Annotated in this window: 20 protein-coding genes; 12 read left to right on the forward strand and 8 right to left on the reverse strand. The window is 75.3% G+C overall.

Annotated elements, in window-relative coordinates; translation table 11 throughout:
* Positions 1-58 precede the first annotated feature (58 nt).
* Both WHI96_RS11085 and WHI96_RS11090 read left to right on the forward strand, forming a co-directional pair.
* Positions 59-1294, forward strand: coding sequence for an FAD-dependent monooxygenase (locus WHI96_RS11085; RefSeq protein WP_345654689.1), 1236 nt, complete (start codon positions 59-61; stop codon positions 1292-1294).
* Between the two features lie 133 nt (positions 1295-1427).
* The gene (locus tag WHI96_RS11090) at positions 1428-2681 is read left to right on the forward strand and encodes an FAD-dependent monooxygenase (protein WP_345654692.1); all 1254 of its coding nucleotides are present in this window, start codon (positions 1428-1430) and stop codon (positions 2679-2681) included.
* 22 nt (positions 2682-2703) lie between these two features.
* On the opposite strand, the gene WHI96_RS11095 is transcribed toward WHI96_RS11090, so the two are convergent.
* A complete protein-coding gene (locus tag WHI96_RS11095) occupies positions 2704-4197 on the reverse strand; it encodes an APC family permease (RefSeq protein ID WP_425571737.1) in 1494 nt (497 codons plus the stop codon).
* A gap of 262 nt (positions 4198-4459) precedes the next feature.
* Here WHI96_RS11095 and WHI96_RS11100 point away from each other — a divergent pair, with 262 nt between their 5' ends.
* Together WHI96_RS11100 and WHI96_RS11105 are read left to right on the forward strand one after the other, a co-directional pair.
* Positions 4460-5377 (forward strand): hypothetical protein, encoded by a 918-nt coding sequence (locus WHI96_RS11100; RefSeq protein ID WP_349302370.1) that lies wholly within the window; start codon positions 4460-4462, stop codon positions 5375-5377.
* Positions 5378-5432: 55 nt separating this feature from the next.
* Positions 5433-6362 (forward strand): cation diffusion facilitator family transporter, encoded by a 930-nt coding sequence (locus tag WHI96_RS11105; RefSeq protein ID WP_345654701.1) that lies wholly within the window; start codon positions 5433-5435, stop codon positions 6360-6362.
* 39 nt (positions 6363-6401) lie between these two features.
* Here WHI96_RS11105 and WHI96_RS11110 read toward each other — a convergent pair whose 3' ends face one another.
* A complete protein-coding gene (locus WHI96_RS11110; protein ID WP_345654703.1) occupies positions 6402-9890 on the reverse strand; it encodes an ATP-binding cassette domain-containing protein in 3489 nt (1162 codons plus the stop codon).
* 293 nt (positions 9891-10183) lie between these two features.
* Between WHI96_RS11110 and WHI96_RS11115 the strand changes: the two genes are divergently transcribed.
* On the forward strand, positions 10184-10576 hold the full coding sequence (locus WHI96_RS11115; RefSeq protein WP_345654706.1) for a DUF7715 family protein: 393 nt from the start codon (positions 10184-10186) through the stop codon (positions 10574-10576).
* Between the two features lie 56 nt (positions 10577-10632).
* Here the strand turns inward: WHI96_RS11115 and WHI96_RS11120 are convergent, their stop codons facing one another.
* Positions 10633-12072 carry an RNA polymerase sigma factor gene (locus WHI96_RS11120; protein WP_425571738.1) on the reverse strand — a complete coding sequence of 480 codons (1440 nt, stop codon included), beginning with the start codon at positions 12070-12072 and terminating at the stop codon, positions 10633-10635.
* 247 nt (positions 12073-12319) lie between these two features.
* On the opposite strand from WHI96_RS11120, the gene WHI96_RS11125 reads away from it, so the two are divergent.
* Positions 12320-13150: an inositol monophosphatase family protein gene (locus tag WHI96_RS11125; RefSeq protein ID WP_345654708.1), complete on the forward strand. Its 831-nt coding sequence runs from the start codon at positions 12320-12322 to the stop codon at positions 13148-13150.
* 18 nt (positions 13151-13168) lie between these two features.
* Here the strand turns inward: WHI96_RS11125 and cei are convergent, their stop codons facing one another.
* Both cei and WHI96_RS11135 read right to left on the reverse strand, forming a co-directional pair.
* Positions 13169-13798 carry an envelope integrity protein Cei gene (gene cei, locus WHI96_RS11130; RefSeq protein ID WP_345654711.1) on the reverse strand — a complete coding sequence of 210 codons (630 nt, stop codon included), beginning with the start codon at positions 13796-13798 and terminating at the stop codon, positions 13169-13171.
* On the reverse strand, positions 13798-14886 hold the full coding sequence (locus WHI96_RS11135; RefSeq protein WP_345654714.1) for a phosphotransferase family protein: 1089 nt from the start codon (positions 14884-14886) through the stop codon (positions 13798-13800). The genes cei and WHI96_RS11135 overlap by 1 nt, the downstream gene beginning before the upstream one ends.
* A 313-nt stretch (positions 14887-15199) precedes the next feature.
* On the opposite strand from WHI96_RS11135, the gene WHI96_RS11140 reads away from it, so the two are divergent.
* Entirely contained in the window at positions 15200-15502 is a 303-nt protein-coding gene (locus tag WHI96_RS11140) for a DUF4193 domain-containing protein (RefSeq protein ID WP_010223990.1), read from the forward strand.
* A gap of 71 nt (positions 15503-15573) precedes the next feature.
* On the opposite strand, the gene WHI96_RS11145 is transcribed toward WHI96_RS11140, so the two are convergent.
* The gene (locus tag WHI96_RS11145; RefSeq protein ID WP_345654717.1) at positions 15574-16071 is read right to left on the reverse strand and encodes a DUF3093 domain-containing protein; all 498 of its coding nucleotides are present in this window, start codon (positions 16069-16071) and stop codon (positions 15574-15576) included.
* A gap of 25 nt (positions 16072-16096) precedes the next feature.
* On the opposite strand from WHI96_RS11145, the gene dut reads away from it, so the two are divergent.
* The 4 genes from dut to WHI96_RS11165 all read left to right on the forward strand — a co-directional run bounded on the left by dut (position 16097) and on the right by WHI96_RS11165 (position 21708).
* Positions 16097-16612, forward strand: a complete 516-nt coding sequence (gene dut / locus WHI96_RS11150) for a dUTP diphosphatase (protein ID WP_345654721.1) — start codon at positions 16097-16099, stop codon at positions 16610-16612.
* Between the two features lie 24 nt (positions 16613-16636).
* Positions 16637-20260 carry a DUF3710 domain-containing protein gene (locus tag WHI96_RS11155; RefSeq protein ID WP_349302371.1) on the forward strand — a complete coding sequence of 1208 codons (3624 nt, stop codon included), beginning with the start codon at positions 16637-16639 and terminating at the stop codon, positions 20258-20260.
* A 242-nt stretch (positions 20261-20502) separates the two neighbouring features.
* On the forward strand, positions 20503-20880 hold the full coding sequence (locus tag WHI96_RS11160) for an OB-fold nucleic acid binding domain-containing protein (RefSeq protein ID WP_345653007.1): 378 nt from the start codon (positions 20503-20505) through the stop codon (positions 20878-20880).
* 48 nt (positions 20881-20928) lie between these two features.
* Entirely contained in the window at positions 20929-21708 is a 780-nt protein-coding gene (locus WHI96_RS11165; protein ID WP_345653004.1) for a DUF3159 domain-containing protein, read from the forward strand.
* Between the two features lie 46 nt (positions 21709-21754).
* On the opposite strand, the gene WHI96_RS11170 is transcribed toward WHI96_RS11165, so the two are convergent.
* Positions 21755-22408 carry a potassium channel family protein gene (locus WHI96_RS11170; protein ID WP_345653001.1) on the reverse strand — a complete coding sequence of 218 codons (654 nt, stop codon included), beginning with the start codon at positions 22406-22408 and terminating at the stop codon, positions 21755-21757.
* Positions 22408-23070 (reverse strand): potassium channel family protein, encoded by a 663-nt coding sequence (locus tag WHI96_RS11175; protein ID WP_226356462.1) that lies wholly within the window; start codon positions 23068-23070, stop codon positions 22408-22410. The genes WHI96_RS11170 and WHI96_RS11175 overlap by 1 nt, the downstream gene beginning before the upstream one ends.
* 140 nt (positions 23071-23210) lie before the next feature.
* Between WHI96_RS11175 and WHI96_RS11180 the strand changes: the two genes are divergently transcribed.
* The gene (locus tag WHI96_RS11180; RefSeq protein ID WP_345652995.1) at positions 23211-25292 is read left to right on the forward strand and encodes an APC family permease; all 2082 of its coding nucleotides are present in this window, start codon (positions 23211-23213) and stop codon (positions 25290-25292) included.
* Positions 25293-25297 lie beyond the last annotated feature (5 nt).

Genomic DNA, 25297 nt, shown 5'->3' on the forward strand with positions numbered 1-25297 from the left:
GCAACCCCTGCGCTACGGTGCCTTTCTCCGGTGACCTGACGAACCGAAGGGGGTCTGCGTGCGTATCGCCTGCGCAGGAGGTGGGCCGGCCGGCCTGTACCTGGCGGTCCTCGCCAGGCTCCGGTCCGGTGGACGCGACGAGGTCGTCGTGCACGAACGCAACGAGGCGGGGCGGACCCACGGGTTCGCCGTCACCTACGGCGAGGACATGCTCGACGACGCGTTCAGCAACGACCCCGAGGGCGGTGAGGCCCTGCGTCGCGCGTCGCGGCTGTGGAACGCCCAGGAGATCCGGGTCGCCGACCACCGCCCGGTGCACGTCGGCGGCAAGTACGGCTACGCGATCGCCCGCGTCGACCTGCTCGACGTGCTGGCGCGCCGGGCCGAGCAGCTGGGCGTGAGGATCGAGTACGGCTCCCCGGTCGACCGCGCGGACCTCGACGCCGACCTGGTCGTCGCCTCCGACGGCGTCGGCAGCCGGATCCGCACCGCGCGCGCCGAGCACTTCGGCACCACCGTCGACGAGGGCACGAACCCCTACGTCTGGCTCGGCGCCGACAGCGACTCCGACACCTTCGTCTGGGACTTCCAGCCGACCGACGCGGGTTGGATGTGGATCCACCTCTACCCGTCGTCGAACGGGGTCAGCACCTGCATCGTCGAGTGCGAACCCGACACCTGGGAGGCACTGGGCCTGGACCACATGTCCGGGGCCGAGGCCGTCCGGCTCGTCGAGTCGGTCTTCCACCGCACGCTGGCCGGGCGCCGGCTCATCGAGCCCCTCGGCGGGCTCGGGGACAAGCCCTGGCTGCGCTTCCGCGAGGTCCGCAACCGGACCTGGCGCGACGGCGACCTCGTGCTGGCCGGCGACGCCGCGCACACCACGCACTTCGGGATCGGCTCGGGCACCGTGCTGGCCATGCAGGACTCGATGGGTCTGGTCGACGCCCTCTACGGCGTCGCGGGCCAGACGACCGCGGCCGACCTGACCTGGCCGGACGGCCGCGGCGGCGCACTGTCGGCCTACGACGCCCGCCGGCGCGCGGAGATCGGCCCGATCCAGGACGCCGCCCGGCGCAACATGCAGTGGTTCGAGCAGGCCGGACGCCAGCTCGAGCAGGTCACCGACCCGGTCGAGTTCGCCTGGTCGCTCACCGACCGCCGGGGCGACATGGGCCGCATCCACCGCACCCTGCACCGCGCCACCCAGGTGCCCGCGTTGCGTCAGGTGCGGCGCGGTCTGACCACCGCCCGCCGCGTCCGGCGGTCGGCCCTGCGCGGTCGGCAGAGCTGAGTTCCGGCGCGAAACCGTTCGCCGACGGCATGCGCACCGTCGCCGATCGTGGTCGGACCCGGTGTCCACACAGGCCGGCCACGTTCGTAGGGTCGTTGCGTTGCAGATCGATGGCATCCGATGGAGGTCCGGTGTGAAGATCGTGGTCGTCGGTGGTGGACCGGCCGGTCTCTACTTCTCGATCCTGGCCCGACTCCGGTCGGGCGGGCAGGACGAGATCGTCCTCGCGGAGCGCAACGCGCCCGGCACGGCCTCCGGCTTCGCGGTCACACTCGGGGAAGACATCCTCGACGAGCTCTTCCGCACCGACCCCCTCGGCGCCGAGAAGGTGCGGGCCGCGTCGCACGTGTGGGACTCCCAGGTCGTGGAGGTCTCCGGACGCCCGGTGCACCTCGGCGGCCGCTACGGCTACTCCATCGGCCGCGCGCGGCTGCTGGAGGTGCTGGCCGAGCGGGCCCGCCAGGTCGGCGTGAAGCTCATGTTCGACACGGCCGTCGCCGCGGACGGTGACACCGCGAACGACCCCCTGACCGCGGACGCGGACGTCGTCGTCGCCGCCGACGGGGTCGGCTCCGCGATCCGCGCCGCCCGGGCCGACGCCTTCGGCACGCGGGTCGCCCACGGCTCCAACCGCTACGTGTGGTTCGGGACGAGCAAGCCGTTCCGGCCGTTCACCTTCGCGTTCGAGAAGACCCGCGCCGGCTGGATCTGGTTCCACGCCTACCCCGCGGCGGACTGCGTGAGCACCTGCATCGTGGAGTGCACGCCGGAGACCTGGACGGGCCTGGGGCTGGACACGACGACGCCCGACGAGGCCATGCGGATGCTCGAGGGCGTCTTCGCCCGCTCGCTCGACGGGCACTCGCTGATCGCCCCGCCCGGCATGGGGTCCTCGCCGTGGCTGCAGTTCCGCGAGGTCCGGAACATGTCCTGGTGCGACGGCACCGTCGTCCTCGCCGGCGATGCGGCCCACACCACGCACTTCGCCATCGGCTCGGGCACCGTGCTCGCCGTCGCCGACTCGATCGCGCTGGCCGAGGAGCTGTACCCGCGCGGCACCCGCGGCACCGACGACGTCGAGGCCGCCCTCGCCGGGTACGACGCGCGTCGTCGCGCCGCGATGGCGCCCATCCAGCGGATGGCCCGGGCGAGCATGGAGTGGTTCGAGACCGTTCCCGAGCGCCTCGAAGGGGCCGACGACGCGCTGGCCTTCTCCTGGTCGCTGCTCGACCGTCGGCAGGACCAGGGCCGGCTCAACGAGCGTCTGCACCGTGCGACGCAGGTCGAGCCGGTCCGCCAGGTCCGCCGCAGGCTGACCGCGGCCCGCCGGGTCCGCCGGGCGCTGGCCCGCGGGGAGATCACCCCCCGCGAGGCCCTGCAGCGCTGACCCGCGGCCCGGCGGGGCCGGCTCAGTCCCGGTCCCGCCCGGCCCCGGAGCCCTCCCGCTCCTCGCGCGCGAGGAAGGAGTGCCTGCGCCCGTAGACGGCGTAGACCACCAGGCCGAGCAGCAGCCAGCCGACGAACCGGATCCACGTGTCCAGGTTCAGGTTCAGCATCAGGTAGAGGCACGCGATCGCGGTGATCGCCGGCACCACCGGCGAGAACGGCACCCTGAACGGCCGGTCGAGGTCGGGGCGGGTCCGGCGCAGCACCGGCACCGCGATCGCCACGATGATCATCGCCGAGAGCGCGCCGATCGACACCATGTCGGCCAGTGCGGTGATCGGGGTGAACGCCGCGATCACCGCGCAGACGACACCACCGATGATCGTCATGCGGTGCGGGGTGCCCCACCTCGGGTGCGCGGTGCCGATGGCCTTCGGCAGCAGACCGTCGCGACCCATCGCGAAGCCGATCCGGCCGATCGTCACGAGCTCCACCATCATCACCGAGGTCAGCCCGGTGACCGCGCCGAGCGCGATCAGTGCGCCCACCCACGGCAGCCCGACGCCGGCGAACGCGGACGCCAGCGGGGCGCCGGTGTCGATCTCGGTGTAGGGGACCATCCCGGTGAGCACCAGCGAGACGCCGACGTAGAGCACCGCGCAGATGGCGAGCGCGCCGAGCAGACCGATCTTCAGGTCGCGGTTGGGACGCTTCGCCTCCTCACCGAGGTTGGCCAGCGCCTCGAACCCGGTGTAGGCGAAGAAGACCACCGCGGCCGCGGTGAGCATGCCGCCGACGCCGAACACGGTCGGCGCGAGCCCGAACACCCCGGAGATGATCGGCTGGGTGAACACCGAGCCGCCGCCCTCGGGCGCCTGGGCCGGCGGGATGAACGGCTGCAGGTTGGCCGGGTCGATGTAGAACACGCCCACGGCCAGGATCAGCACGCAGACCGCGAGCTTCACCAGGACCAGCAGGTTCGTCAGCCGCGCCGACTGCTGGATGCCCGCGACCGCGACGACGGTCAGCACCGCGATGATCAGCACCGCGCCGACGTTGACCGTCGCGTCCTCCCCGAACCACTCCGTCGGCAGCCCGAACAGCGACGCCAGGTAGCCCGACCAGCTGCGCGAGACGACGGCGAGGCCGAGGCCGAACTCCAGCAGCAGGTCCCAGCCGATGATCCAGGCGAAGACCTCGCCGAGGGTGGCGAAGGCGTAGGTGTAGGCCGAGCCCGCCGTCGGGACCGAGGAGGCCAGCTCGGCGTAGCAGACGGCGGCGAGCCCGGCGACGACCGCGCCGATCAGGAACGACAGCGTGACCGCGGGCCCCGCGTGCTGCTGGGCCTCGACCCCGGCCAGGGTGAAGATCCCGGTACCGATGATGATGCCGACACCGAAACCGACCAGGTCACGGGCCTTGAGCGTGCGCTTGAGCGGCGTGCCCCGACCGTCGCCGCCGCCGTCCTCGGACCCGTCACCGGATCTGCTCCGGGCCAGGATCCGTTCCACCGGCATCGTGCGCGTCCAGCCCACTAGCCACCCCCACTCGTCGTCGGTCGATCGATCGTTGCGGCACGGTATGACGGTGACGGGGTGCGGTGCCGGGCGGGGCGCGCGCCACATCCTGAAAATCCTGTGTGAACCCTCCGTCCTCCCTGTCCGGATCGCAGTCCGGTGGTGCGCCATCGATGGCGGGGCGGCCGTCCGGCCGTCCCCGACCGGAGGGGCCGTGTCCGGACCTGCACCACGCCGTCGACGGTTCTCCCGCTCCCGCGTGGTGACCGCCGTGGCCGTCGCCGCGGCGGTCGCGGTGCCCGCGCTGTGGGGGGCCGGTGTCACCCCGGCCGGCCCCGTCGTGCGTCCCGCGCTGCACCAGAGCGCCCCGTCGGGCCCCGACGGGGGCGGCGATGCGGGCGGCGACGACGGTGGCGGCGGGGCCGCCGGTCCGGGCACCCTGCGCGAGCTGCTCGCGGCGATGACCGGCTCCGCCACCGCCGACCCGCTCGACCTCGCCCCGGGCTCGCTGCTCGTCGACCGGGAGGGCGAGGACGGCCTCATCCTGTCCTGGGCGCTGCTCGACACCGACGACGGCCGGTGGACCGGCTCGGCGGACGCCGCGACGCACCGCTCCGAGGCCGAGTCCACGATCAAGGCGTGGCTGGCGGCGGACACCCTGCGTGCCGCCGCGGAGGCGGGCCGGCCGGTGCCGGCCGACCGGCGCGCCGACATCTCCGCCGCCGTGCGCGCCTCCGACGACGACGCCGCCGAACGGCTCTACCGCGCACTCGGCGGGGACGCGAGCACCGCGCGGCTGGGGCCGGAGTGCGGGGTGGAGGTGTCGACGTCGCGGCCGGGGTGGTGGTCCTACACGCAGGTCACAGCGCTCGACGCGGCCCGGATCCTGGCCTGCGTGCGCGACCGCTCGCCGGCGTGGCCGGGTGGGGACGCCCTGCTCGCGGACCTCGACGCCGTCACCCCCGACGGCCGCTCCGGTGTCCGCCCCGCGCTGCCCGGGGCCGTCGCGGAGAAGAACGGCTGGACCCTGCACGGTGCCGACGGGTGGAACGTGCACTGCGTCCTGACCTGGGAGGACCGGGCGCTGGCGGTGCTCACCACCTACCCCGCCGAGCGGGGCGTCGGGTACGGCTGGGCGGTGTGCCGCGACGTCGCCGGGGACGTGCTGTCCGTCTCCTGACCCACCACCCGTCGCGGGTTATCGCATGCGAATACGTGCATGTATGGTGACCGGCATGGGTCACGGACACGGTCACGGAGGCGGCTCGGGGCACGGGCACGCCGGGGCGGGCACCGACCGCCGCCGGCTGGCGACGGCGCTGGGCGTCACGCTGGTCACCGCGGTGCTCGGTGCGGCGGGTGCGGTGTACACCGGCTCGCTGGCGCTGCTCGCCGACCTCGGGCACCTGCTGACCGACGCGGGTGCGCTGGTCGCCGCCCTGATCGCCAGCGTGCTCGCCGCCCGCCCGGCGACGACGTCGCGGACCTACGGGATGGGCCGGGCCGAGGTGCTCGTCGCCGCCCTGAACGCGCTCACCCTCGTCGCGGTCGTGGTGTGGGTCGGGGTGGAGGCGGTGCAGCGGCTGTTCGAGCCGGCCGAGATCCCGGGCCTGCCGCTGCTGGTCATCGGTGTGCTCGGCCTGGTCGGGAACCTGGTGTCGCTCGCCGTCCTGGCCGGCGGCGACCGCGGCAACATGAACATGCGCGGGGCCATGCTGCACGTCCTCGGCGACGCGCTCGGCTCGGTCGGTGTGCTCGCCGCCGCCGTCGTGCTGATGACGACCGGCTGGCCCTACGCCGACACCATCGCCTCGTTGTTCATCGTCGCGCTGATCCTCCCGCGCGCGGTGTCGCTGCTGCGCGAGGCCGCGCACGTCCTGCTGGAGGGCGCGCCCAAGGGCATCGACGCCCAGGAGGTCAAGGCGGCGCTGCTGGCCGTCGAGGGCGTCGCCGACGTCCACGACCTGCACGTGTGGGCGATCAACGACCGCACCCCTGCGATGTCGGCGCACGTCGTCGTCGACGAGGAGGTCTCGGCGCACTGCGGGGACTCCTCGGTGCTCGACCGTGCCGGGCACGTGCTGCGCGAGCGGTTCGGGCTCGACCACTCCACCCTGCAGGTCGAGCACGCCGCACACACCGGGCACGAGAACCACTGCGGCTGAACCGCCGCCCCGGCCGCCCCACGGCGACCGGGGCCCGGCTCAGCCCGCCAGGTGCGACCAGCGCGCCGACAGCTCGTCCCAGGTGCCCTCGTCGGCGACCCGCCCGCGGTCCAGCACGACCACCCGGTCCGCCCGGGCCAGCGCCGCCCGCTTCGTGCTCGCGCCGACCACGGTGCTGCCGCGGCGGCGCAGCGCCGCCCACAGCTCGATCTCGGTGCGGACGTCCAGGGCGGACGACACGTCGTCGGCGACGATGAGCTCGGCGCCGGTCGCCAGCGCCCGGGCCATCGCGACCCGCTGCACCTGCCCACCGGACAGCCGGATGCCCCGGTGCCCGACGACGGCGTCCGGCCCGCCCGCCGCGGCCACGTCCCGGTCGAGGCGGGCGTCGCCGACCGCGTCCTGCACCGGCCGGTCGTGCCCCAGGGCGATGTTGTCGCCGAACGTGCCCGACAGCACCCGGGGGACCTGCCCGACGTAGGCGACCTGCCCGGGACGCAGGAACATCTGCGGATCGTCGACCGCGCGCCCGTTCCACCGGATGACACCCTCGTGCCCGACCAGCCCGGCCAGGCCCGCGAGCAGGCTGGACTTGCCCGACCCGACCTGGCCGGTGACCAGCACCAGCGAGCCCGCGTCGATGTCGAGGTCCACACCCTCGACGCCGACGGTGCCGTCGTCGTGCACGGCGGCGACCTTCTCCAGGCTCAGCCGCCGCAGCGGCTCGCGCTCGACCGGCTCCGGGGCCGGCGCGGCCCCGGAGGCCAGGTCGACCCCCGGCGGCAGCCGGGTCAGGTCCGCCGGACCCGCGAACGGGGCGACGGCACGCAGCCAGCGCCGCGCGATCGGGGCCTCGGTGACCGCGGCCGCGCACACCTGTCCGAGGAACCCGGCCCCGTTCAGCGTGGTCGACACCAGCAGCGCCGTCGCCAGCGGCCAGGTCCCGGCCAGGTACAGCGACCAGGTGAGCACCACCGTGCCCTGCAGCAGCACACCGGGGACACCGTCGAGCAGGGTGCGCACCCGGTACTCGCGGACCGTGGCCCGGACCCGGTCGCCGTCGACGGCGGCGAGGTGGGCCCGCAGCGCTCCGGTCGCGGCGGCGAGCTTGACCGTGCGCACCGACTCCAGGACCGACCCCAGCGCCGTGCCGAACCGGGCCCGCGCGTCGGCCGCGACCCGCCCGGAGCGCCCCGCGAACGGCGCCCCGATCGCCGCGACGCCCGCGCAGACCAGCAGGAACCCGCCGATGACGGCGGCCGCGCGCACGTCGGCCGCCACCAGCCCGGCCACCACGACGACGATCACCGAGTTGGTGACGTCGACCCAGCGGTCCACGTAGAGGATCATCCGGTCCGAGTCCAGCGCCCGCGCCACGACCTCGCCCGCGGGGGAGCGCGGACCACGCCGCTGCATGGTCTGCCCGCGGAGCACCCCGAGCCGCAGCCGCAGCGTCGTCGCGGACCACCAGCGCGGGTAGGTGCGGAAGGCGACGGCGATCCACACCGGGAACAGCATCAGCACCACCGTCAGCGCGACGGCGGGCCCCCACGGCGTGCCGCCGCCCTCCAGCCCCGCGACGACGAGCCCCCACAGCCAGCCGGTGAGCACACCGGTGGCCGAGCCCAGGGTGGCGAGGGTGAACATCGACCCGCCGGCCAGCCCCCAGCGCGGGTGGGCCAGCGCCAGCCGCAGCACGACCCGCCACAACGGGGGAGCGGGCACCGGGTCCACGGGCGGCACCGCGCGCCGGACCGCCCGGTGCAGCAGCGGCGACCCCGGGTCGACGACGGCTCCCTCGGGCTGCGCCGCCGTGGGCCCCGTCCGGACCGACCCGGTGGCTCCCGTGGACCCGGGCAGGGACCGGTCCGCGGCGAGCAGGTCGGCGTAGCGGCCCGGCTCGGCGGCCAGCTGCTCCCGTGCACCGTGCTGGACCAGGCGGCCGTCGGACAGCGCCGCGACGGCGTCGGCGCGGCGGATCGTCGACAGCCGGTGCGCCACGACGATCCCGGTGCGGCCCGCGAGCAGCGCCCGCGAGGCGCGGGTCACCCGCTCCTCGGTGCGCGGGTCCATTCGCGCGGTGGCCTCGTCCAGCACGACGACGGCGACGTCGCGCACCAGCAGCCGGGCGAACGCCACGAGCTGCTCCTCGCCGGAGGACAGCGTGATCCCGCCGGTGCCGAGTCGGGTGTCCAGTCCGTCGGGCAGGGCCTCGACCCACTCGTCGAGCCCCAGCGCGGCCGTCGCGGCCTCGACCGCGCTGCGCGGCACCGCCGGGTCGAACAGCGTGACGTTCTCCGCGAGCGTCGCGGCCAGGATCTCGGTGCGCTGGGTGACCACGCCGACCCCGCGGCGCAGCCCCTCCAGGTCCAGGTCGCGCACGTCGACCCCGGCCAGGAACACCTGCCCGCGCGGCGGCTCCACGGCGCGCGAGAGCACCTTGGTGACCGTCGACTTCCCCGAGCCGGTGCGGCCGAGCAGTGCGCATGTCGTCCCGGCCGGGACGGTCAGGTCGATCCCGCCCAGGCGGAACCCGTCGGCGTATCCGGCGGTCAGCCCGCGCAGCTCCACCGACGCGGGCCCCGGCGGCAGCGGACGGCCGCCCTCGGGCTCCCGCTCGGTCTCCAGCAGCGACGACACCCGGGTGAGCGCGCCCAGACCGGCCTGGATGTCGGGCATCCGGTCGACGACCGCGTCGATCTGCCCGACGAACGCGGTGGCCAGCAGCCACAGCGTGACCAGTGCGGCGATCCCGCCCGGGTCGCCGGCGACCAGCCACACCCCGCCGAGCGCGAGCGCCCCGAGCAGCGCGTGCGCGACGGTGCCCGTCCGCAGCCCGAGCCGGGTCGCGATCCGGCACACCTCGTGGGTGCGCGCGACGACCGTCGCCGCCCGGCGGGCGAACCCGGCGACGACGTGCGGCTGGCCCAGCGAGGTGCGCACGTCGTCCTGCCCGGCGACCGCCTCCTCCAGCTGCGCCGCGTGGTCCGACCAGGCCGTCTCCTCGGCGACCTTGGCCCGCGCGATCTGCGGGGTCAACGGCCGCGCCACCAGCACGATCACGGCGGCGACCAGCGGGAACACGACGAACGCCGGCCAGAACACCAGCCCGGCGACGATCCACGCGACGACCGAGCGCAGCAGCGCGCGGCCGGTCTCCCAGCCGATCCGCCGGATGAGCTGGGCGAGCTGGCGGCAGTCGTCGTCGACCCGGTCGAGGAGCTCACCGACCGCCTGGTCCTCCAGCGCGGGCAGCGGCTGGGCCAGCGCGGACCCCACGAGGTCCGATCGGAGCCCGCCCTCCGCGCGCCCGACCACCCCGGAGAACAGGACCCGGCCCAGGGTGTCCAGCAGCGCGGCGCCCAGCAGCAGCGCGGCCAGCACGACGACCAGGGTGGCCGTCGGCCCGCTCACCACCGCCCCCACCACGGTCGCCGCCGTCGCCTCCGCCACCGCGGCCACCACCGCGGCGCCCACCGCCACGACCGACACCGGTCCACCCAGCCGACGCCATGACAGCGCGCGCACCCTCGACACCCCCGACGAGACCGCGCTACGGGATCTCCGGCGCCGTCGGTGATCGACGTTAACCGCGACCCCCGACAGAATCGCCCGGTTTTCCCGGCCCCGCCCCCCCGATCGCCCGGTCGCTCCGGATCGGGCCGTGCCCACCCGGAGCGGTCGATAACGCCCCGAGGGTGCGCGTCCGGGCCCCCGGGCGGTGCCGGTGGCACCACCGCGCGGAGCGCGCCCCCGGTCCACCCGGTCCGGCCGGAACCGTCGGTGTGTTCTGCCACCCTCCGCTCGACGGAGGGAGACGGATGAAGGTTCTGGTGGCCACGGCACTCACCCAGGGCGAACGGTCGGGTGACTACCACTGGTGCGTGGAGGGTGAGCTGGTGTGGTTGCCACCGGCGTGCTCACGCGACGAAGCCGATCCGGACGGAGGATGTGGGTGCGGGCGCGGCTTCGGGGGCCTGAACTCCCGTCGTGCCACCACGACGGCGAGGGTCGCGGACCTGGAGCTGTCCCACGCCGACTACGTCGAGGCGCTGCGGTCCAGCCTCGAACAGCAGGGTTGGGTGTCGGAGTGGGGTGACGTCACACCCGAGGCGGACGACCTGCTCGCCTGCGCGGCGGAACTGCAGGTCGGTGTCGTCCTCGGCCGGCGACTCGATCAGCTGGTGCCCCGGTCGCAGCAGGCCCCGCGATGAGACGGCAGGACGCCCCGACCGGGAATCGGTCGGGGCGTCCTGCCGCGTGCCCGGTGTCAGTCCAGGTAGTCGCGCAGCACCTGGGACCGCGACGGGTGTCGCAGCTTCGACATCGTCTTCGACTCGATCTGGCGGATCCGCTCGCGGGTCACGCCGTAGACCTGGCCGATCTCGTCGAGGGTGCGCGGCTGGCCGTCGGTGAGACCGAAGCGCAGCCGGACGACGCCCGCCTCACGCTCGGACAGCGTCGCCAGCACCGACTGCAGCTGGTCCTGCAGCAGGGTGAAGCTCACCGCGTCGACCGCGACGACGGCCTCGGAGTCCTCGATGAAGTCACCGAGCTGCGAGTCGCCCTCGTCGCCGATGGTCTGGTCCAGAGAGATGGGTTCCCGGGCGTACTGCTGGATCTCCAGCACCTTCTCCGGGGTGATGTCCATCTCCTTGGCGAGCTCCTCGGGAGTGGGCTCGCGCCCGAGATCCTGGAGCAGCTCACGCTGTATGCGGCCGAGCTTGTTGATGACCTCCACCATGTGCACCGGGATGCGGATGGTGCGGGCCTGGTCGGCCATCGCGCGGGTGATGGCCTGCCGGATCCACCACGTGGCGTAGGTCGAGAACTTGTAGCCCTTGGTGTAGTCGAACTTCTCGACCGCACGGATGAGGCCGAGGTTGCCCTCCTGGATCAGGTCCAGGAACGCCATGCCGCGGCCGGTGTAGCGCTTGGCCAGCGAGACCACGAGCCGGAGGTTCGCCTCGAGCAGGTGGTTCTTGGCGCGCTCGCCGTCCCGCACGATCCAGCGCAGGTCGCGCCGCAGCTGCGGGGACAGCTTCTCGTTGGACTCGAACACCTTGCGGATGCGCTCGGCGCCGTAGAGGCCGGCCTCGATGCGCTTCGCGAGCTCGACCTCCTCCTCGGCGTTGAGGAGCGCGACCTTGCCGATCTGCTTCAGGTACGCGCGGACCGAGTCGGCCGAGGCGGTGAGCTCGGCGTCCTTGCGCGCCTGGCGCAGGGCCTCGGACTCCTCCTCGTCCCAGACGAAGTCCGCCGACTTCTGCTGCGACGCCCGGGTGGTCGGTGCCACCCGGTTCTTGCCGGTGTTGGTCTCGTCGTCGGAGTCGTCGTCATCGTCGTCGGACGACCCGTCGGCGTTCTCCTCCTTCGCGGCCTCGGCCAGATCGGCCTCGATGTCCGAGGCGTCGACCTCGCCGTCCTCGAGGACGACCTCGTCGCCGTCGGCGTCCGGCTCGTCGCCGTCGGCCTTCTTGGTGGAGGCCTTCTTCGTGGCGGCCTTGCGCGGGCCGGTCTTCGGCGCGGCCTTGGTCACCGTGCCACCCGCCGCGGCGGGCTTGCGGGTGCGTGCGGCCGGCTTCTTGGCGGTGCCGGTCGTCGCCGACGCGGTGCTCGTGGTGCCGGAAGTACGGCGGCTGCGGGATGCGGTACCCGACGTCGGTTCGACGGTCGAGTCGCTGCGTGCTGCGGAGTCTGCGGCTGCCACCTGGGCCCTCTCGCTACGTGCGCTGGAGTCGTTACGCGGCCCGGTCGCGGCGCGCTCGTCGGGGGAGACGAGGCCACGACGGCCGGGATGTCCTGTCCTGTCACCGCCTCGGTCGCCGACGTCGATGGTGGTCGCCGCGCGTCCCGGAGACGGGATACGCGTTCCATTGTAACTGCGTACCGGCCGGGGGACGCACCTCACGCCGCCCCGCGCGTCCCGGTGGCTCCGCACGTGGTCGGATGGGGTGGTGAGCCCGCACGAGAGCAGCGATCCCGCCACCCTGCGCGCCGTCGCCGAGCAGGTCGCGGCCGAGGCCGCGGAGCACCTGCGCGGTCTGCCCGCACCGCACGACGACGGCGTCACGACCAAGTCCTCGCCGACCGACGTCGTCACCGCCTCCGACGCCTCGGTGGAGCGCTTCGTCCGGGACCGGCTCGTGCAGCTGCGCCCCGGCGAGCCGGTGTACGGGGAGGAGGGCGCGGGCGACGCCGCCGCGGCGCGCTGGGTGGTCGACCCGATCGACGGCACCGTGAACTACCTCTACGGGCTGCCCTGGTACGGGATCTCGATCGCCGCCGTCGTCGACGGCGAGGGCGTCGCCGGTGCGGTGTCCGAGCCCGCCTCCGGGCGGCTCTGGTCGGCCGGACGCGGTCTCGGCGCGACCCTCGACGGGCGCCCGCTGCGCGCCGCGGCGACCACCGAGCTGGGCCAGGCCCTGGTCGGCACCGGGTTCGCCTACCGCGCCGAGCGGCGCGCCCGGCAGGCGCGGATGGTCGCGGCGATGCTCCCCGAGGTCCGCGACGTGCGCCGGGCCGGTGCGGCGTCGCTGGACCTGTGCGCGGTCGCGGCAGGCTGGCTCGACGGCTACCTCGAGCACGGCTGCAACTGGTGGGACTGGGCGGCCGGTGCGCTGATCGCGACCGAGGCCGGTGCCGTCGTGCACGTCGCGGGCAGCCCGGGTGTCCGCGGTCCCGTCGACGGCGACGCCCTCGGCGCCGACGTCACCCTCGCCGCCGCGCCCGGGGTCGCCGCCGAGCTGGCCGCCCTGGCCCGCCGCAGCGGCGCCGGCACCGTCTGAGCCGCCCGGCGGATCCGCTCAGCAGGACGCCGCGCGGGCCTGGGCCAGCAGGCCCGGGTCCGCCTGCGGACCGCCCTCGGTGCCCGGCGCGGACAGCTGGTCCAGCACGTCGCGGGCCGCACGGCCCGGTGCGACGTCGGTGAACGCCGACCCGACGACGACGTCGACCACCGCACCCTGCCGCGCGTCGCGGATCAGCTCGACGCACGGCAGCGCGAGCGCCAGCGCCGACGCGGCCGCCGCACCGTCCGGGCCGAACCGCATCTGCCCGATGCAGTCCAGGTCCCCCTGCGGGAACGCGGGGTCGTTGCCCGGCGTCCCGGCCTCGCCGAACTGCAGGTCCTTGAGCTCGGCCGACACCAGGTTGGCCTGCCCGCGCTGTCCGCCGGCGTTGAGGACCTGGAAGCGGACGGCGTCCGGGGCGTCCGGGGCGGCGGAGTCCAGCTCGGCCCGGTCGATCTCGGAGCCGGCCAGGGTCCCCGCCGACGGCGCCGGGCAGTTCGTCGAGGCCGAGCCGTCCGAGGCGGTGCCCAGCACGACCGCCCACGTGGCCACGGCCAGCACGGCCAGCAGCGCGGTGGTGACCAGGATGGGGCGGGTCCGGCGCCGTTCGTAGGGGCGGTCGCCCCGGGTTCGGGTGGGAAGCATCAGAACGACCCTCCGTCCAGGACGTGGTGCCCCAGCGCGACGAGCGGGCCGACCGACCCGTCGAGGCCCTCGGCCATCTCCTCGGGCACCGACCCGGCCCGGACGCGGGCCAGGATCCCGGCGAGCACGACGGCCAGCTTGAACGCGCCGAACCCGATGTACCAGGGCAGCGGACCGGTGTCGAGGCCGGTGCGCGCGGTGTAGCCCTCGACGAGCTCGCGCCGCGTCGGGAAACCGGGCAGGCCGGTCGGGCTCGCCAGCGGCTGGGCCGCGGACCAGACGGCGTCGTCGCCGTCCTGCCTCCAGTAGACGAGCAGCAGCCCGAGGTCGGCCAGCGGGTCGCCGAGTGTGGACATCTCCCAGTCCAGCACCGCCCGGATGCGGCCGGGGTCCTCGGCGTCGAACACGCAGTTGTCGAGCCGGTAGTCACCGTGCACGACGGTGTGCCGCTGCGCGGCGGGGACGTCGGCGGCCAGCCGCTCGGACAGCCGGGTGAGCTCGGACTCGACCTGTGCGTCGACCGGGGCCGCGCCGTCGGCGCCGTCACGGGCGGCGGCCCACTGCTTGCCCCAGCGCCGGATCTGGCGCTCCATGAAGCCCTCCGGGCGACCGAAGTCACCCAGGCCCGCCGCGGCCGGGTCGACGGCGTGCAGCGCGGCCAGCACGTCCACCAGCGCGTCGCCCGCGGCGCGGCGCTGCGCCCCGGTGGACGCCCAGCCCTCGGGCAGGTCGTCGAGCGGCACGACGCCGTCGACGAGCTCCATCACGAAGCAGGGGGCGCCGAGCACGGCGCCGTCGTCGGCGGCCAGCACCGCGGGGACGGGCACGGCGCTCGGCCCGAGCGCGGAGATCACGCGCTGCTCGCGGCCCATGTCGTGGGCGGTCGCGGCGACCTCGCCGACCGGCGGACGACGCAGCACGACCGCGCCGGCGGGGGAGGAGACCCGGTAGGTCAGGTTGGACCGCCCGGCGCCGATCGAGGTGAGCTGCGCCTCGCCCCACCGTTCGTCGCCGAGGGCCGTGGACAGCCACGCGCCGACGGTGGCGGGGTCGGCACCGGGCGTGGGCGTGCGGGCGCTCGTCGTCACACCGGGCGACACTAGTGCGCCCGGCGGCGCTCGCGCCGGGGCGACACCCGGCATGATCGGGGGACTCGCTGCGACGCCCGGCGGACGCTGGGCTACCCTCCCCGCCGCCGGTGACGGACCGGCCGCGACAGGACGCACGACGGACGAGCCACCCGGTCACCGGGCCAGGTGAGACCGGCGTCACTCCCGGAGCCGGGCACAAACCCGGTCCCCGCGACGTTCCTCAGCGGCACGCGACGACCAACCGATGCGAAGTACCGCTGCTCGTGGGCCGGAATCGAGCAGCTCGGACGTAAGGCAAGGGTGAGACCTGATGGCGACCGACTACGACGCCCCGCGTCGCAACGAGGCCGACGAGATGGCCGAGGACTCGCTCGACGAGCTCAAGCAGCGCCGCAACGAGGCGCAGTCCGCGGTCGTCGACGTCGAGGAGACCGACACCGCGGAGAGCTACGAACTCCCGGGCGCGGACCTGTCGGGCGAGGAACTGACGGTGAACGTCCTGCCGAAGCAGGCGGACGAGTTCACCTGTGCGAGCTGCTTCCTGGTACACCACCGGAGCCGGCTCGCCAGCACCTCGGGCGGACAGTTCCTCTGCCGCGACTGTGCGGCCTGACCGGGCCCGCACGACGGACGACCACGACGGGCCCCGGCGATCTCGCCGGGGCCCGTCGTGCGTCCGCGGGGTCAGCTCTGCTGGGGGTGCGGTGCCTGCGCGGCGATCGCCGCCCGCAGCGCGTCGGGCCGGCGCGTGCTGAGCACCCAGTAGGGCTCGTCGCGGCCGGTCACCTGGACCCGCACCAGCGGCCCCACCCACGCCCGGTGCAGGACGTAGGCCTGCGGGTCGAGGTCGGGGCCCATCGCCTGCTGCTTGTCGGCGCGCGCGACGGTGTCGGTGACCCCGGCCGCGGACAGCGGCAGTTCCCGGCCGTTCGAGATCAGCACGCCGTCGCGGACGGTGGTGCGGCTGCGGCCCATCCACCACAGGACGCCGACGCACAGCGGCACCATGACCAGATAACCCAGCCACGCCCGCAGGCCGGGGTAGCCCATGTGGATCTGCGCGCCCATCAGGACACCGAGCCCGACGGCGAGCAGGTACCACCACACCGGGACGGACAACCGCTCGTCGAACGCAGCAGGGCCAGCCGTCGCAGAGTCGGTCTCCGGAACCCGTTCGCTCACGGGGCCCAGGGTAGCGTCGCCCGCCGTGCCCGGTTCCGTGCCCGCTCCCCCGGACCAGCCGCCGGCAGCAGCGTCCGTCGACGTCCTGCTGACGCGGCTCGACCCCGACGTCCCCCCTCCCGTGTACGCGCGGCCCGGGGACGCCGGGGCCGACCTCGTGACGACCACCGACGTGGTCCTCCAGCCCGGGTGCCGGGCGCTCGTCGGGACCGGGGTGGCGATCGCGCTGCCCGAGGGCTACGCGGGGTTCGTGCACCCGCGGTCCGGGCTCGCGGCCCGCTGCGGGCTGTCGATCGTCAACGCACCCGGCACCGTGGACGCCGGGTACCGCGGCGAGATCACGGTGTGCCTGGTCAACACCGACCCGGACACACCGGTGGAGCTGCGCCGGGGGGACCGCATCGCGCAGCTGGTGGTGCAGCGGGTCGAGACGGCCCGGTTCGTGGAGGTCACCGCGCTGCCCGCGTCGGTACGCGGCGCCGCCGGTCACGGCTCGACCGGCGGCAACGCCGCGCTCGTCGCCGGGGGAGGGGACCAGTAGATGCCGGGACGCGCACGCGGTCGGATGTTCGACATCCGTCCCGAGGACGGGGTCGAGGACACCGGGACGGGTGCCTATCCGGGCTATCCCGGCTACGGCGACTCCGACATCGACGACTTCGACGACTACGCCGACCACTACGCGGAGCAGGACGCCCGTCGCGGGGCGCCGCCGGTGAACGGCGCGGCCCCGCGCAACGGCTCCGGAGCCGGTGCGCCGAACGGCAGGCCGCCCGCGCCGGGGCGCAACGGCTCCGCGCCCGCCGCCGGCCCCCGCCCGGTGCCGGCGAACGGCCGCCCGGCCGGCCCGCGGACCGGCACCGCCCCCGACGGCCCCGCCGCGGTGACGACGGCGGTGCGCGCGGTCGGCCGTGACACCACCGGCCGTGCCCCGGCCCCCGGCGCCTCCGGGCGCACGCCCGCCCCCGCACCCGTCGCGCACGACGACCGGGTCGCACCCGACGGCCGCTGGGACGAGGAGGAGCCGCCGCTGCTGTCGCACCGCGTCGAGGACGACGAACTCGCCTACGCACGCGACCGCACCCCGCAGGGCTTCGACGGCGGCGACCCCGACGACCCGTCCTGGGGCCGGCGCCCGTCCGCGCCGTCCGACGGTGACGGCCTCGACGACCTCGACGACCTCGACGACGAGTACGACGACGAGGACGAGTACGACGAGGACGAGTACGGCGTCGGTGACGCCCCGCTCTCGGTCCCGCCGCCCGGCCGCGGCGGCCGCCCGCTCGGCCCGGCCGACGTCGAGGAGCTCGACCCGTCGATGACCGACGCGCTCGCCCGCGTCGACCTCGGTGCCCTGCAGGTCCCGGTGCCCTACGGCGCCGAGCTGAAGCTGGAGCCCACGGGTGCCGAGCGCCCCCAGGCCGTGCACCTGCTGCTCGCCGAGGGCCGGATCGCGGTGAGCGCGCTCGCCGCGCCGCGGTCGTCCGGTCTGTGGGCGGACCTGTCCGCGGAGATCGAGCAGTCCCTGCGCAAGGGCGGCGCCCGGGTGCGCAACGCCCGCGGCGACTGGGGCCGCGAGCTCCACGCCCGTACCGAGAACGCCGCCTCGGTGTTCGTCGGCTGCGACGGCCCGCGCTGGATGGTCTACGGCGTGGCGACGGCGTCGCTGGAGACCGTCGAGGCCCTCGACGTCGAGCTCCGCCGCGTGCTGCGAGGGATCATCGTCGTCCGCGGGAAGTCGCCGTACCCGCCGCGGACGGTCCTGCCGCTGGAGCTGCCCGAGCACCTGCGCGAGCAGCAGCCCGAGGTCGCGCCCCAGAAGCCCAGCATCACCGTCTCCGTCCCGGCCCCCACCGGCGCGACGGGCGCGACCCCGGTGCCGTCGGGCAGCACCGGCGCGACCCCGGTGCCGTCCGGCCCTGCGACCGGCGCCCGCCCGGTGCCGGCCGCCGCCTCCGCGGAACCGGCGACGCCGGTCGAGCCCGCCCGGCCGGCACGTCCGCGCCGCGCCGCGCCCGCCGCGGCCCCGGCACCGCAGGCCCCGGTGGGGCCGGTGGGTCCCCACCCGTCGCCCGAGGACGCCGATCCGCGCACCCGCGCCCTGCCGCAGGTCCGCCGCCCCGCCGCGGCGACCCCGGCAGAGCTGCCCGCGGAGCGCACGGAGCTCACCCCGGCCGTCCGCGCCGACGAGTCGCCCGCCGAGCGCACCGCGCTGACCGGCGGCCCGCTGGTCACCCCCGGGTCCGAGGCGCGGCCCGGCCGCCGCCGTGGGCGTCCTGCCCGGCCCGACCGGACCGGCGCGAACCGGCTCGGCGGCGCCCCGGCCGGGGGCGTCCCGGGCAGCGCGACCCCGACCGGCGCGATCCCGACGGCGGGCGGCGTCGCACCCGCGGCCGGCCCGGTCCGGCCCGGGGCCGACACCGGCGCGCGCCCGCTGCCCGGGCGCGAGTCGATCCACGCCCCGGCGCCGCTGTACGCGCCGGCGCCGTCCGCGGCCGCCCCGGTCCGGGCCCCGGACCCGGAGCCGGTGGAGCCCCCGGCCCGCCGGGACCCGGCGGTGACCGCGCTGTCGGTCGCCGACCTGCTCGCGGGCGCCGAGGACGACCGGTCCGCGACCCCGCTCACCGGTTTCGGCCGGGGCGCGTCGGGCGGCGACATCCTGGACACCGGCACCCCCGTCCCGGCCTCCGCCCTCGACACCGGCACCGCCCTGTCCGGCACCGCCCTGTCCGGCACCGCCCTGTCCGGCACCGCCCTGTCCGGCACCGCCCTGTCCGGCAGCACGGCTCTCGACCCCGGCACCGCTCCCGGTGGCGGCCCGGCCCTCGGCGGCGGCACCGGCACCGGGACCGGTGACACCCCGGACGGCCGCGAGACGCTCGGCAGCGCGACCACCGCCGGCGGTGCCGCGGGCAGGACCGCGCCCGGCTCCGGTGGGGCGGGCCGCCGCTCCCGGCGCGACCGCGCCGCCGACGCCACCCGCGTCGACGCCGCGGACCTGCTCGCCGGGCGCACCCGCGACACCCCGGCCGCGCCGCCGGCACCGGCGGCGCAGCCCACCGGGGCCATCGAGGACATCCCGCTGTCGGACGTGCCGCTGATGGAGGCCACGCTCGACCGGCTCCCGGCCCCGCCGGAGCCCGCCGCACCCGCGCCCACCCGTCGTCGGCGGGGCGCCCGCCCCACCGCGGACGCGCCCGGCCATGCGGCACCCGCCGACCCCACCCCGGACGACGACGGCTGGCTGTCCGCCGAGATCGCCGCCAGCCGCCGCCCCGGCCGGCACGGCGCCGGGGCGGGCACCTCGGTGGCGGACCTGCTCGCCGCCGTCGCCCTCGACGCCCCCGCGGGCGGACGCCGCCGCGAACCCGACGCCGCCCCCGCCGCCGGGACCAGCACCGCGGGTCCCGCGCTCGCCGGTTCCGCGCTCGCCGGTTCCGCGCCGCTCGGCGCGGACGCCGACCAGGGCCGGGGGACCGGTCGGGGACACCGAGCCGACCCGGTCCCCGCAGCGCCCGGTCCCGCGTCGCCGAACCCCGCAGTGCCGAACCCCGCAGCGCCGGGCCCCGCAGCGCCGGGCCCCGCAGCGCCGGGCCCCGCCGTGCCGAACCCCGCCGTGCCGGGCCCGTCCGGCCGGGGAACGGACGACCGGGCGGAACCGGGCCGGGCCGAACCGGGCCGGGCCGAACCGGGCCGGGCGGAACCGGGCCGGGCGGAACCGGGCACGAACGGCCGGGCCGCGCCGGGCCCGGGCGGGGACGACCTGTTCCGGGCCGCGGGCGACGCGGGCCGCCCCTGGCCCGGCGGCGGCCCCACCTCGGCCGACGAGGCACGCAGCGCCCTGCAGGACCTGCTCCGCAGCGCGTCGGCCGACCGCGCTCCCGACGCCGACGGGCCGGGTGCCGACCGCACCGACGGGCACGGCGGCGTCACCGGGCTGGCCGACTACCGCGCCAGCCGGGCCGCCGCCGGGCGGGCCGCGGCCCGTGCCGCCGCGGACCCCGCGGACGCGGACCCGGCCCGCACCGGCAGCGCGGACGACAGCACCGACGGCAGCACCGACGGCAGCACCGACGCGCTCGACACCGGCCGTGCCGCGGGCGGGTCCGGGCTCACCGGCCGGTGGTCGTCCGGTCGGCGCGCGGGCGGCACCGGTCCGCGCGACCTCGGACGGCACCGCCGGGACTGAGCGGGAGCGCGGGTGTCCGGTACGCCCGGCCCGCGTCCGCCCGCCGACCACCGGGCGCGGCCCGGGAACCGGTCGGCGGGGCGCCGACCGGGAGGTCAGGGCCGCCACGGGCATACATCGGGCCCGTCCGCGCGTTACGCTCTCGGCGCCACCACGACACCCTGTCGGGTCGCCACGCGAGTGTGGGTCACCGGAGGGTCCGGTGCCCCCGGGCCGGTACCGGATGCGGGCCGAGGAGAGACATGGGCAGCACGGACGGCGGAGCGTTCCGCCGGATGCTCCGCAAACTCACCAGCGACGTCGACGAACTCGACGCGCGCGATCTCGCCGACGACGTCGAGGAGACCGGGGCACGCCCGGCCCGCGACTGCGCCTGCGGCGAGGAGGTCACGATGCTCGGCCGGATCCGCAGCGTCGACCTCTGTCCGCAGAGCGCCGACGCCACGCTGAAGGCCGAGCTGTTCGACGGCACCGACGGCGTCACCCTGGTCTGGATGGGCCGGCGCAGCATCCCCGGTATCGAGGCCGGGCGCACCATGCGGGTCCGTGGCCGGATCTCGGTCCGCGACGGTCGCAAGGTGCTCTACAACCCGTACTACGAGATCTGCCAGGCGCAGTGACCCGCGGGACCCTCGCGGTCTGCCCCTGAGCCGACGGATCGGACCGGCTTGAACGACCACCACCACGACGCCCCGACCACCCGGATCCCGCGTGTCCCCGACGTGGACCCGCAGGACCGGACCGCGCCCCTCGGCCGGCCGGTGACGGCACCGGCGCACGCCGCCGGGCACGCACCGGACCGGGCCGGGCCCGCGGCGCCGCCGGCCACGGACGCGGGCGGCGAGGCGCCGACCCCCACCCTGCTCGAGCAGATGGGCGGGGTCACCGGGATCGTCGCCTCGACCATCCCGGTCGTGGTGTTCGTGGTCGCCAACATCCTCGGTGACCTGCGGACCGCGCTGTACGCCGCGATCGGGGCCGGGGTGCTGGTGCTGGTCTGGCGTCTCGTCCGGCGCGACCCGGTGATGCCGGCGATCTCCGGGCTGCTCGGGGTCGGGGTGTGCGCGCTCGTCGCGAGCCGGACCGGCGAGGCCCGCGGCTTCTACCTGCCCGGTCTGCTCTACAGCGGCGCCCTCGGCATCGTCGCGCTGGTCTCGATCATCGCCCGCTGGCCGCTGGCCGGGGTGATCTGGCACGGCATCAACGGACACGGCACCGAGTGGCGCCGGGATCCGCACCTGGTCCGTGCCTACGGCTGGGCCACCGCGGTGTGGGCGACGACCTTCCTCGCGAAGGTCGTCGTGCAGGGCGGGCTGTACCTGGCAGACTCCGAGACCTGGCTGGGCGTCGCGCGGCTCGCGATGGGCTACCCGCTCACCGGGGTCGCGATCCTGGCCACGATCCTCATCGTGCGCCGCGCCGAGCGCGCCCGCACCGCGACCGCCTGACCCCGCACCGGCACGCGGGAGGCGCGCGCACCGGTCCCGGGCGCGGTCACATGAGGGCGGCGCGGATGTCCTCCTCGACCGCCGTCGTCGCCACGAACAGCAGCTCGTCGCCGCCCTCCAGGGAGTCGTCGGGCTGGGGCACGATCACCCGGCCGCCGCGCAGGATCGTCACCAGCGCCGAGTCCGTCGGCAGCTCCAGCACCCGCACCGGCCGCCCGGACAGCGGGGTGTCCTCGGGCAGCGTCACCTCGACGAGGTTCGCCTGCCCCTGGCGCAGCGTCAGCAGCCGCACCAGGTCACCCACGGCGACGGCCTCCTCGACCAGCGCCGCCAGCAGCCGCGGCGTCGACACCGCGACGTCGACGCCCCAGTTCTCGCCGAACAGCCACTCGTTGCGCGGGTCGTTCACCCGGGCCACCACCCGGCGGACCCCGAACTCGGTCTTCGCCAGCAGCGAGACCACCAGGTTGACCTTGTCGTCGCCGGTCGCGGCGATCACGACGTCGCAGCCCTCGATGCCGGCGTCCTCCAACGAGGACAGCTCGCAGGCGTCGGCGTGCACCCACTCGGCCTCGGGGACGGAGTTGGGGTCGATGTGGTTCAGCTCGCGCTCGATCAGCATGACCCGGTGGTCGGACTCGACCAGCTCCAGCGCGATGGACCGCCCGACGGCGCCCGCCCCCGCGATCGCGACCCGCATCAGTCCTCCTCGGGCGGCGCCGCGGCGGCCGCCGTCACGTCGCTGACCGTGCCCGAGACCGCCGCCACGTAGACGGTGTCCTCGTGCTGCACGGTGGTGTCCTTGGTCGGCAGCACCCCGGTGCCGAACCGCACGATGAACGCGACCCGCGAGCTCGTCGCCCGCTCCAGGTCGCGGATCGGGCGCCCCACCCAGTCCTCGTGCAGCGGCAGCGGCAGGACGGCCACGGTGCCGGTGGGCTCGCGCCAGGCGGTGGCGACGCCGTCCGGCAGCAGCATGCGCAGCAGCCGGTCGGTCGTCCACGGGACGGTCGCGACCGTCGGGATGCCCAGCCGCTCGTACACCGCGGCGCGCTTGGCGTCGTAGATCCGGGCGACGACCTTGCCGACGCCGTAGCTCTCGCGCGCCACCCGGGCGGCGATGATGTTGGAGTTGTCCCCGGAGGAGACGGCGGCGAACGCGTCGGCGGACTCCAGCCCGGCCTCGTCGAGGACGCTGCGGTGGAAGCCGAAACCGACGACCTGGCGCCCACGGAAGTCCGGGCCGAGCCTGCGGAAGGCCTGCGGGTCGCGGTCGATCACCGCGACCTCGTGGCCGAGCCGCTCCAGGCCCGAGGCCAGGGACGCGCCGACCCGGCCACATCCCATGATCACGACGTGCATGGCGTCAGGGGTCCTTCCGCCGGGTGGGGAGCCCGGGATGTACGGTTCGTTCCTTCTGTGCGGACGGCGACGGGGGCGCCGACGACGCGGAGTGAACGCTATCGCGAAGCGCAACGGAGCGGGGGCATAGGCTGCGCCCCGTGTCCAAGCTCGCCGTCGCTCTCAAGCGGCTCGTGGTCGGACGACCGCAGCGCAGCGACCGCCTGACCAGCACCCTGCTCCCGAAGCGGATCGCCCTCCCCGTGTTCGCCTCCGACGCCATGTCGTCGGTCGCCTACGCCCCCGAGGAGATCTTCCTAACGCTGTCGGTCGCCGGTGTCGCCTCCTACGCGATGTCGCCGTGGATCGGCCTCGCCGTCGTCGTCGTGCTCCTCACGGTCGTCGCCAGCTACCGGCAGAACGTCCACGCCTATCCCTCCGGTGGGGGCGACTACGAGGTCGCGACGGTGAACCTCGGCAAGAACGCCGGACTGACCGTCGCCAGCGCCCTGCTCGTCGACTACACCCTCACCGTCGCCGTCTCGATCTCCGCGGCCGCGGCCAACATCGGCGCGCTGGTGCCGTTCGTCGCCGAGCACAAGGTGCTGTTCGCGGTGTCCGCGATCGCCGTGCTCACCGCGATCAACCTGCGCGGCATCCGCGAGTCCGGCACCGCCTTCGCGATCCCGGTGTACGCCTTCGTCGTCGGCGTCGCGACGATGATCATCTGGGGTCTGACCCGGGTGCTGATCCTCGGCGACCCGGTCCGGGCGGAGAGCGCGGACCTGCACCTGGTCGCCGAGGGCGACGCGTTCACCGGCCTGGCGCTCGTGCTGCTGGTGCTGCGCAGCTTCACCCAGGGCGCGGCCGCGCTGACCGGCGTCGAGGCCATCTCCAACGGCGTACCCGCCTTCCGCAAGCCGAAGTCGAAGAACGCGGCCACCACGCTGCTGCTGCTCGGCGCGATGTCGGTGTCGCTGTTCATGGGGCTGATCGCCCTGGCCCAGCTCACGGGGGTCCAGATCGCCGAGGACCCGGCGCGCCAGTTCCCCGACGCCCCGCCCGGCTACGAGCAGCACACCATGATCGCCCAGCTCGCCGACGCCGTGTTCGACAACTTCCCGCCGGGCTACCTCTTCGTCATCGTCATGACGGCGCTGATCCTGGTCCTCGCCGCGAACACCGCGTTCAACGGCTTCCCGGTGCTCGGCTCGATCCTGTCCCAGGACAACTACCTGCCCCGCCAGCTGCACACCCGCGGCGACCGGCTCGCGTTCTCCAACGGCATCGTCGCGCTCGCGCTGTTCGCGATCCTGCTGGTGGTCGGCTTCCAGGCCGAGGTCACCCGGCTCATCCCGCTCTACACCGTCGGCGTGTTCGTGTCCTTCACGCTGTCCCAGGCCGGGATGGTCCGGCACTGGAACCGGGAGCTCACGCTGGACCCGTCGGTGTCCGAGCGCCGCCGGATGCGCCGCGCGCAGTCGATCAACGGGTTCGGTGCCTGCATGACCGGCGTCGTGCTGGTCACGGTGCTGATCACCAAGTTCACCCTCGGCGCCTGGATCGCGATCGTCGCGATGGCCGGGTTCTTCGTGCTCATGCGGCTGATCCAGCTGCACTACGACCGGGTCGCGGCCGCACTCGTCGCCGACGAGACCGACGACGTGCTGCCCTCGCGCAACCACGCCGTCGTCCTGGTCTCGACACTGCACAAGCCGACCCTGCGGGCGCTGGCCTACGCCCGTGCGACCCGCCCGGACATCCTCGAGGCGGTCACGGTCAACGTCGACGACTCCGAGACCAAGAAGCTCGTCGAGCAGTGGCACAAGCGGAACCTGCCGGTCCCGCTGAAGGTCGTCGAGTCGCCCTACCGGGAGATCACCCGGCCCGTGCTGGACTACGTCAAGCGCATCCGCAGCGACTCCCCGCGCAACGTCGTGACCGTCTACATCCCGGAGTACGTCGTCGGGCACTGGTGGGAGCAGGTGCTGCACAACCAGAGCGCGCTGCGGCTCAAGACGAGGCTGCTGTTCCAGCCGGGGGTGATGGTGACCAGCGTGCCGTGGCAGCTGCCGTCGTCGTCGCGCTCGCGGGCGCTGTCACCGTTGCAGGCCCCGGGGGCGTCCCGGCGCGGCTACCCGGGCATGGAGCAGCTGCCCGGCGAACGCCGCGACGGTGCGGGCGTCGGGACGGGTGGCGGCGCCCCGTCCGCACCCCGGGTGACGAAGAAGGAGGACCGGTGAACGCC

The organism is Pseudonocardia tropica (assembly GCF_040105315.1).
Taxonomy (GTDB): domain Bacteria; phylum Actinomycetota; class Actinomycetes; order Mycobacteriales; family Pseudonocardiaceae; genus Pseudonocardia; species Pseudonocardia alni.

Coding starts and splice junctions, on each gene's coding strand:
- WHI96_RS11175 (WP_226356462.1), bottom strand. CDS start 23,070: ATGCACGTCGTGATCATGGGATGTGGCCGGGTCGGCGCGTCCCTGGCC.
- WHI96_RS11115 (WP_345654706.1), top strand. CDS start 10,184: ATGAAGGTTCTGGTGGCCACGGCACTCACCCAGGGCGAACGGTCGGGT.
- WHI96_RS11155 (WP_349302371.1), top strand. CDS start 16,637: ATGTTCGACATCCGTCCCGAGGACGGGGTCGAGGACACCGGGACGGGT.
- WHI96_RS11095 (WP_425571737.1), bottom strand. CDS start 4,197: ATGCCGGTGGAACGGATCCTGGCCCGGAGCAGATCCGGTGACGGGTCC.
- WHI96_RS11160 (WP_345653007.1), top strand. CDS start 20,503: ATGGGCAGCACGGACGGCGGAGCGTTCCGCCGGATGCTCCGCAAACTC.
- WHI96_RS11170 (WP_345653001.1), bottom strand. CDS start 22,408: ATGCGGGTCGCGATCGCGGGGGCGGGCGCCGTCGGGCGGTCCATCGCG.
- WHI96_RS11105 (WP_345654701.1), top strand. CDS start 5,433: ATGGGTCACGGACACGGTCACGGAGGCGGCTCGGGGCACGGGCACGCC.
- cei (WP_345654711.1), bottom strand. CDS start 13,798: ATGCTTCCCACCCGAACCCGGGGCGACCGCCCCTACGAACGGCGCCGG.
- WHI96_RS11140 (WP_010223990.1), top strand. CDS start 15,200: ATGGCGACCGACTACGACGCCCCGCGTCGCAACGAGGCCGACGAGATG.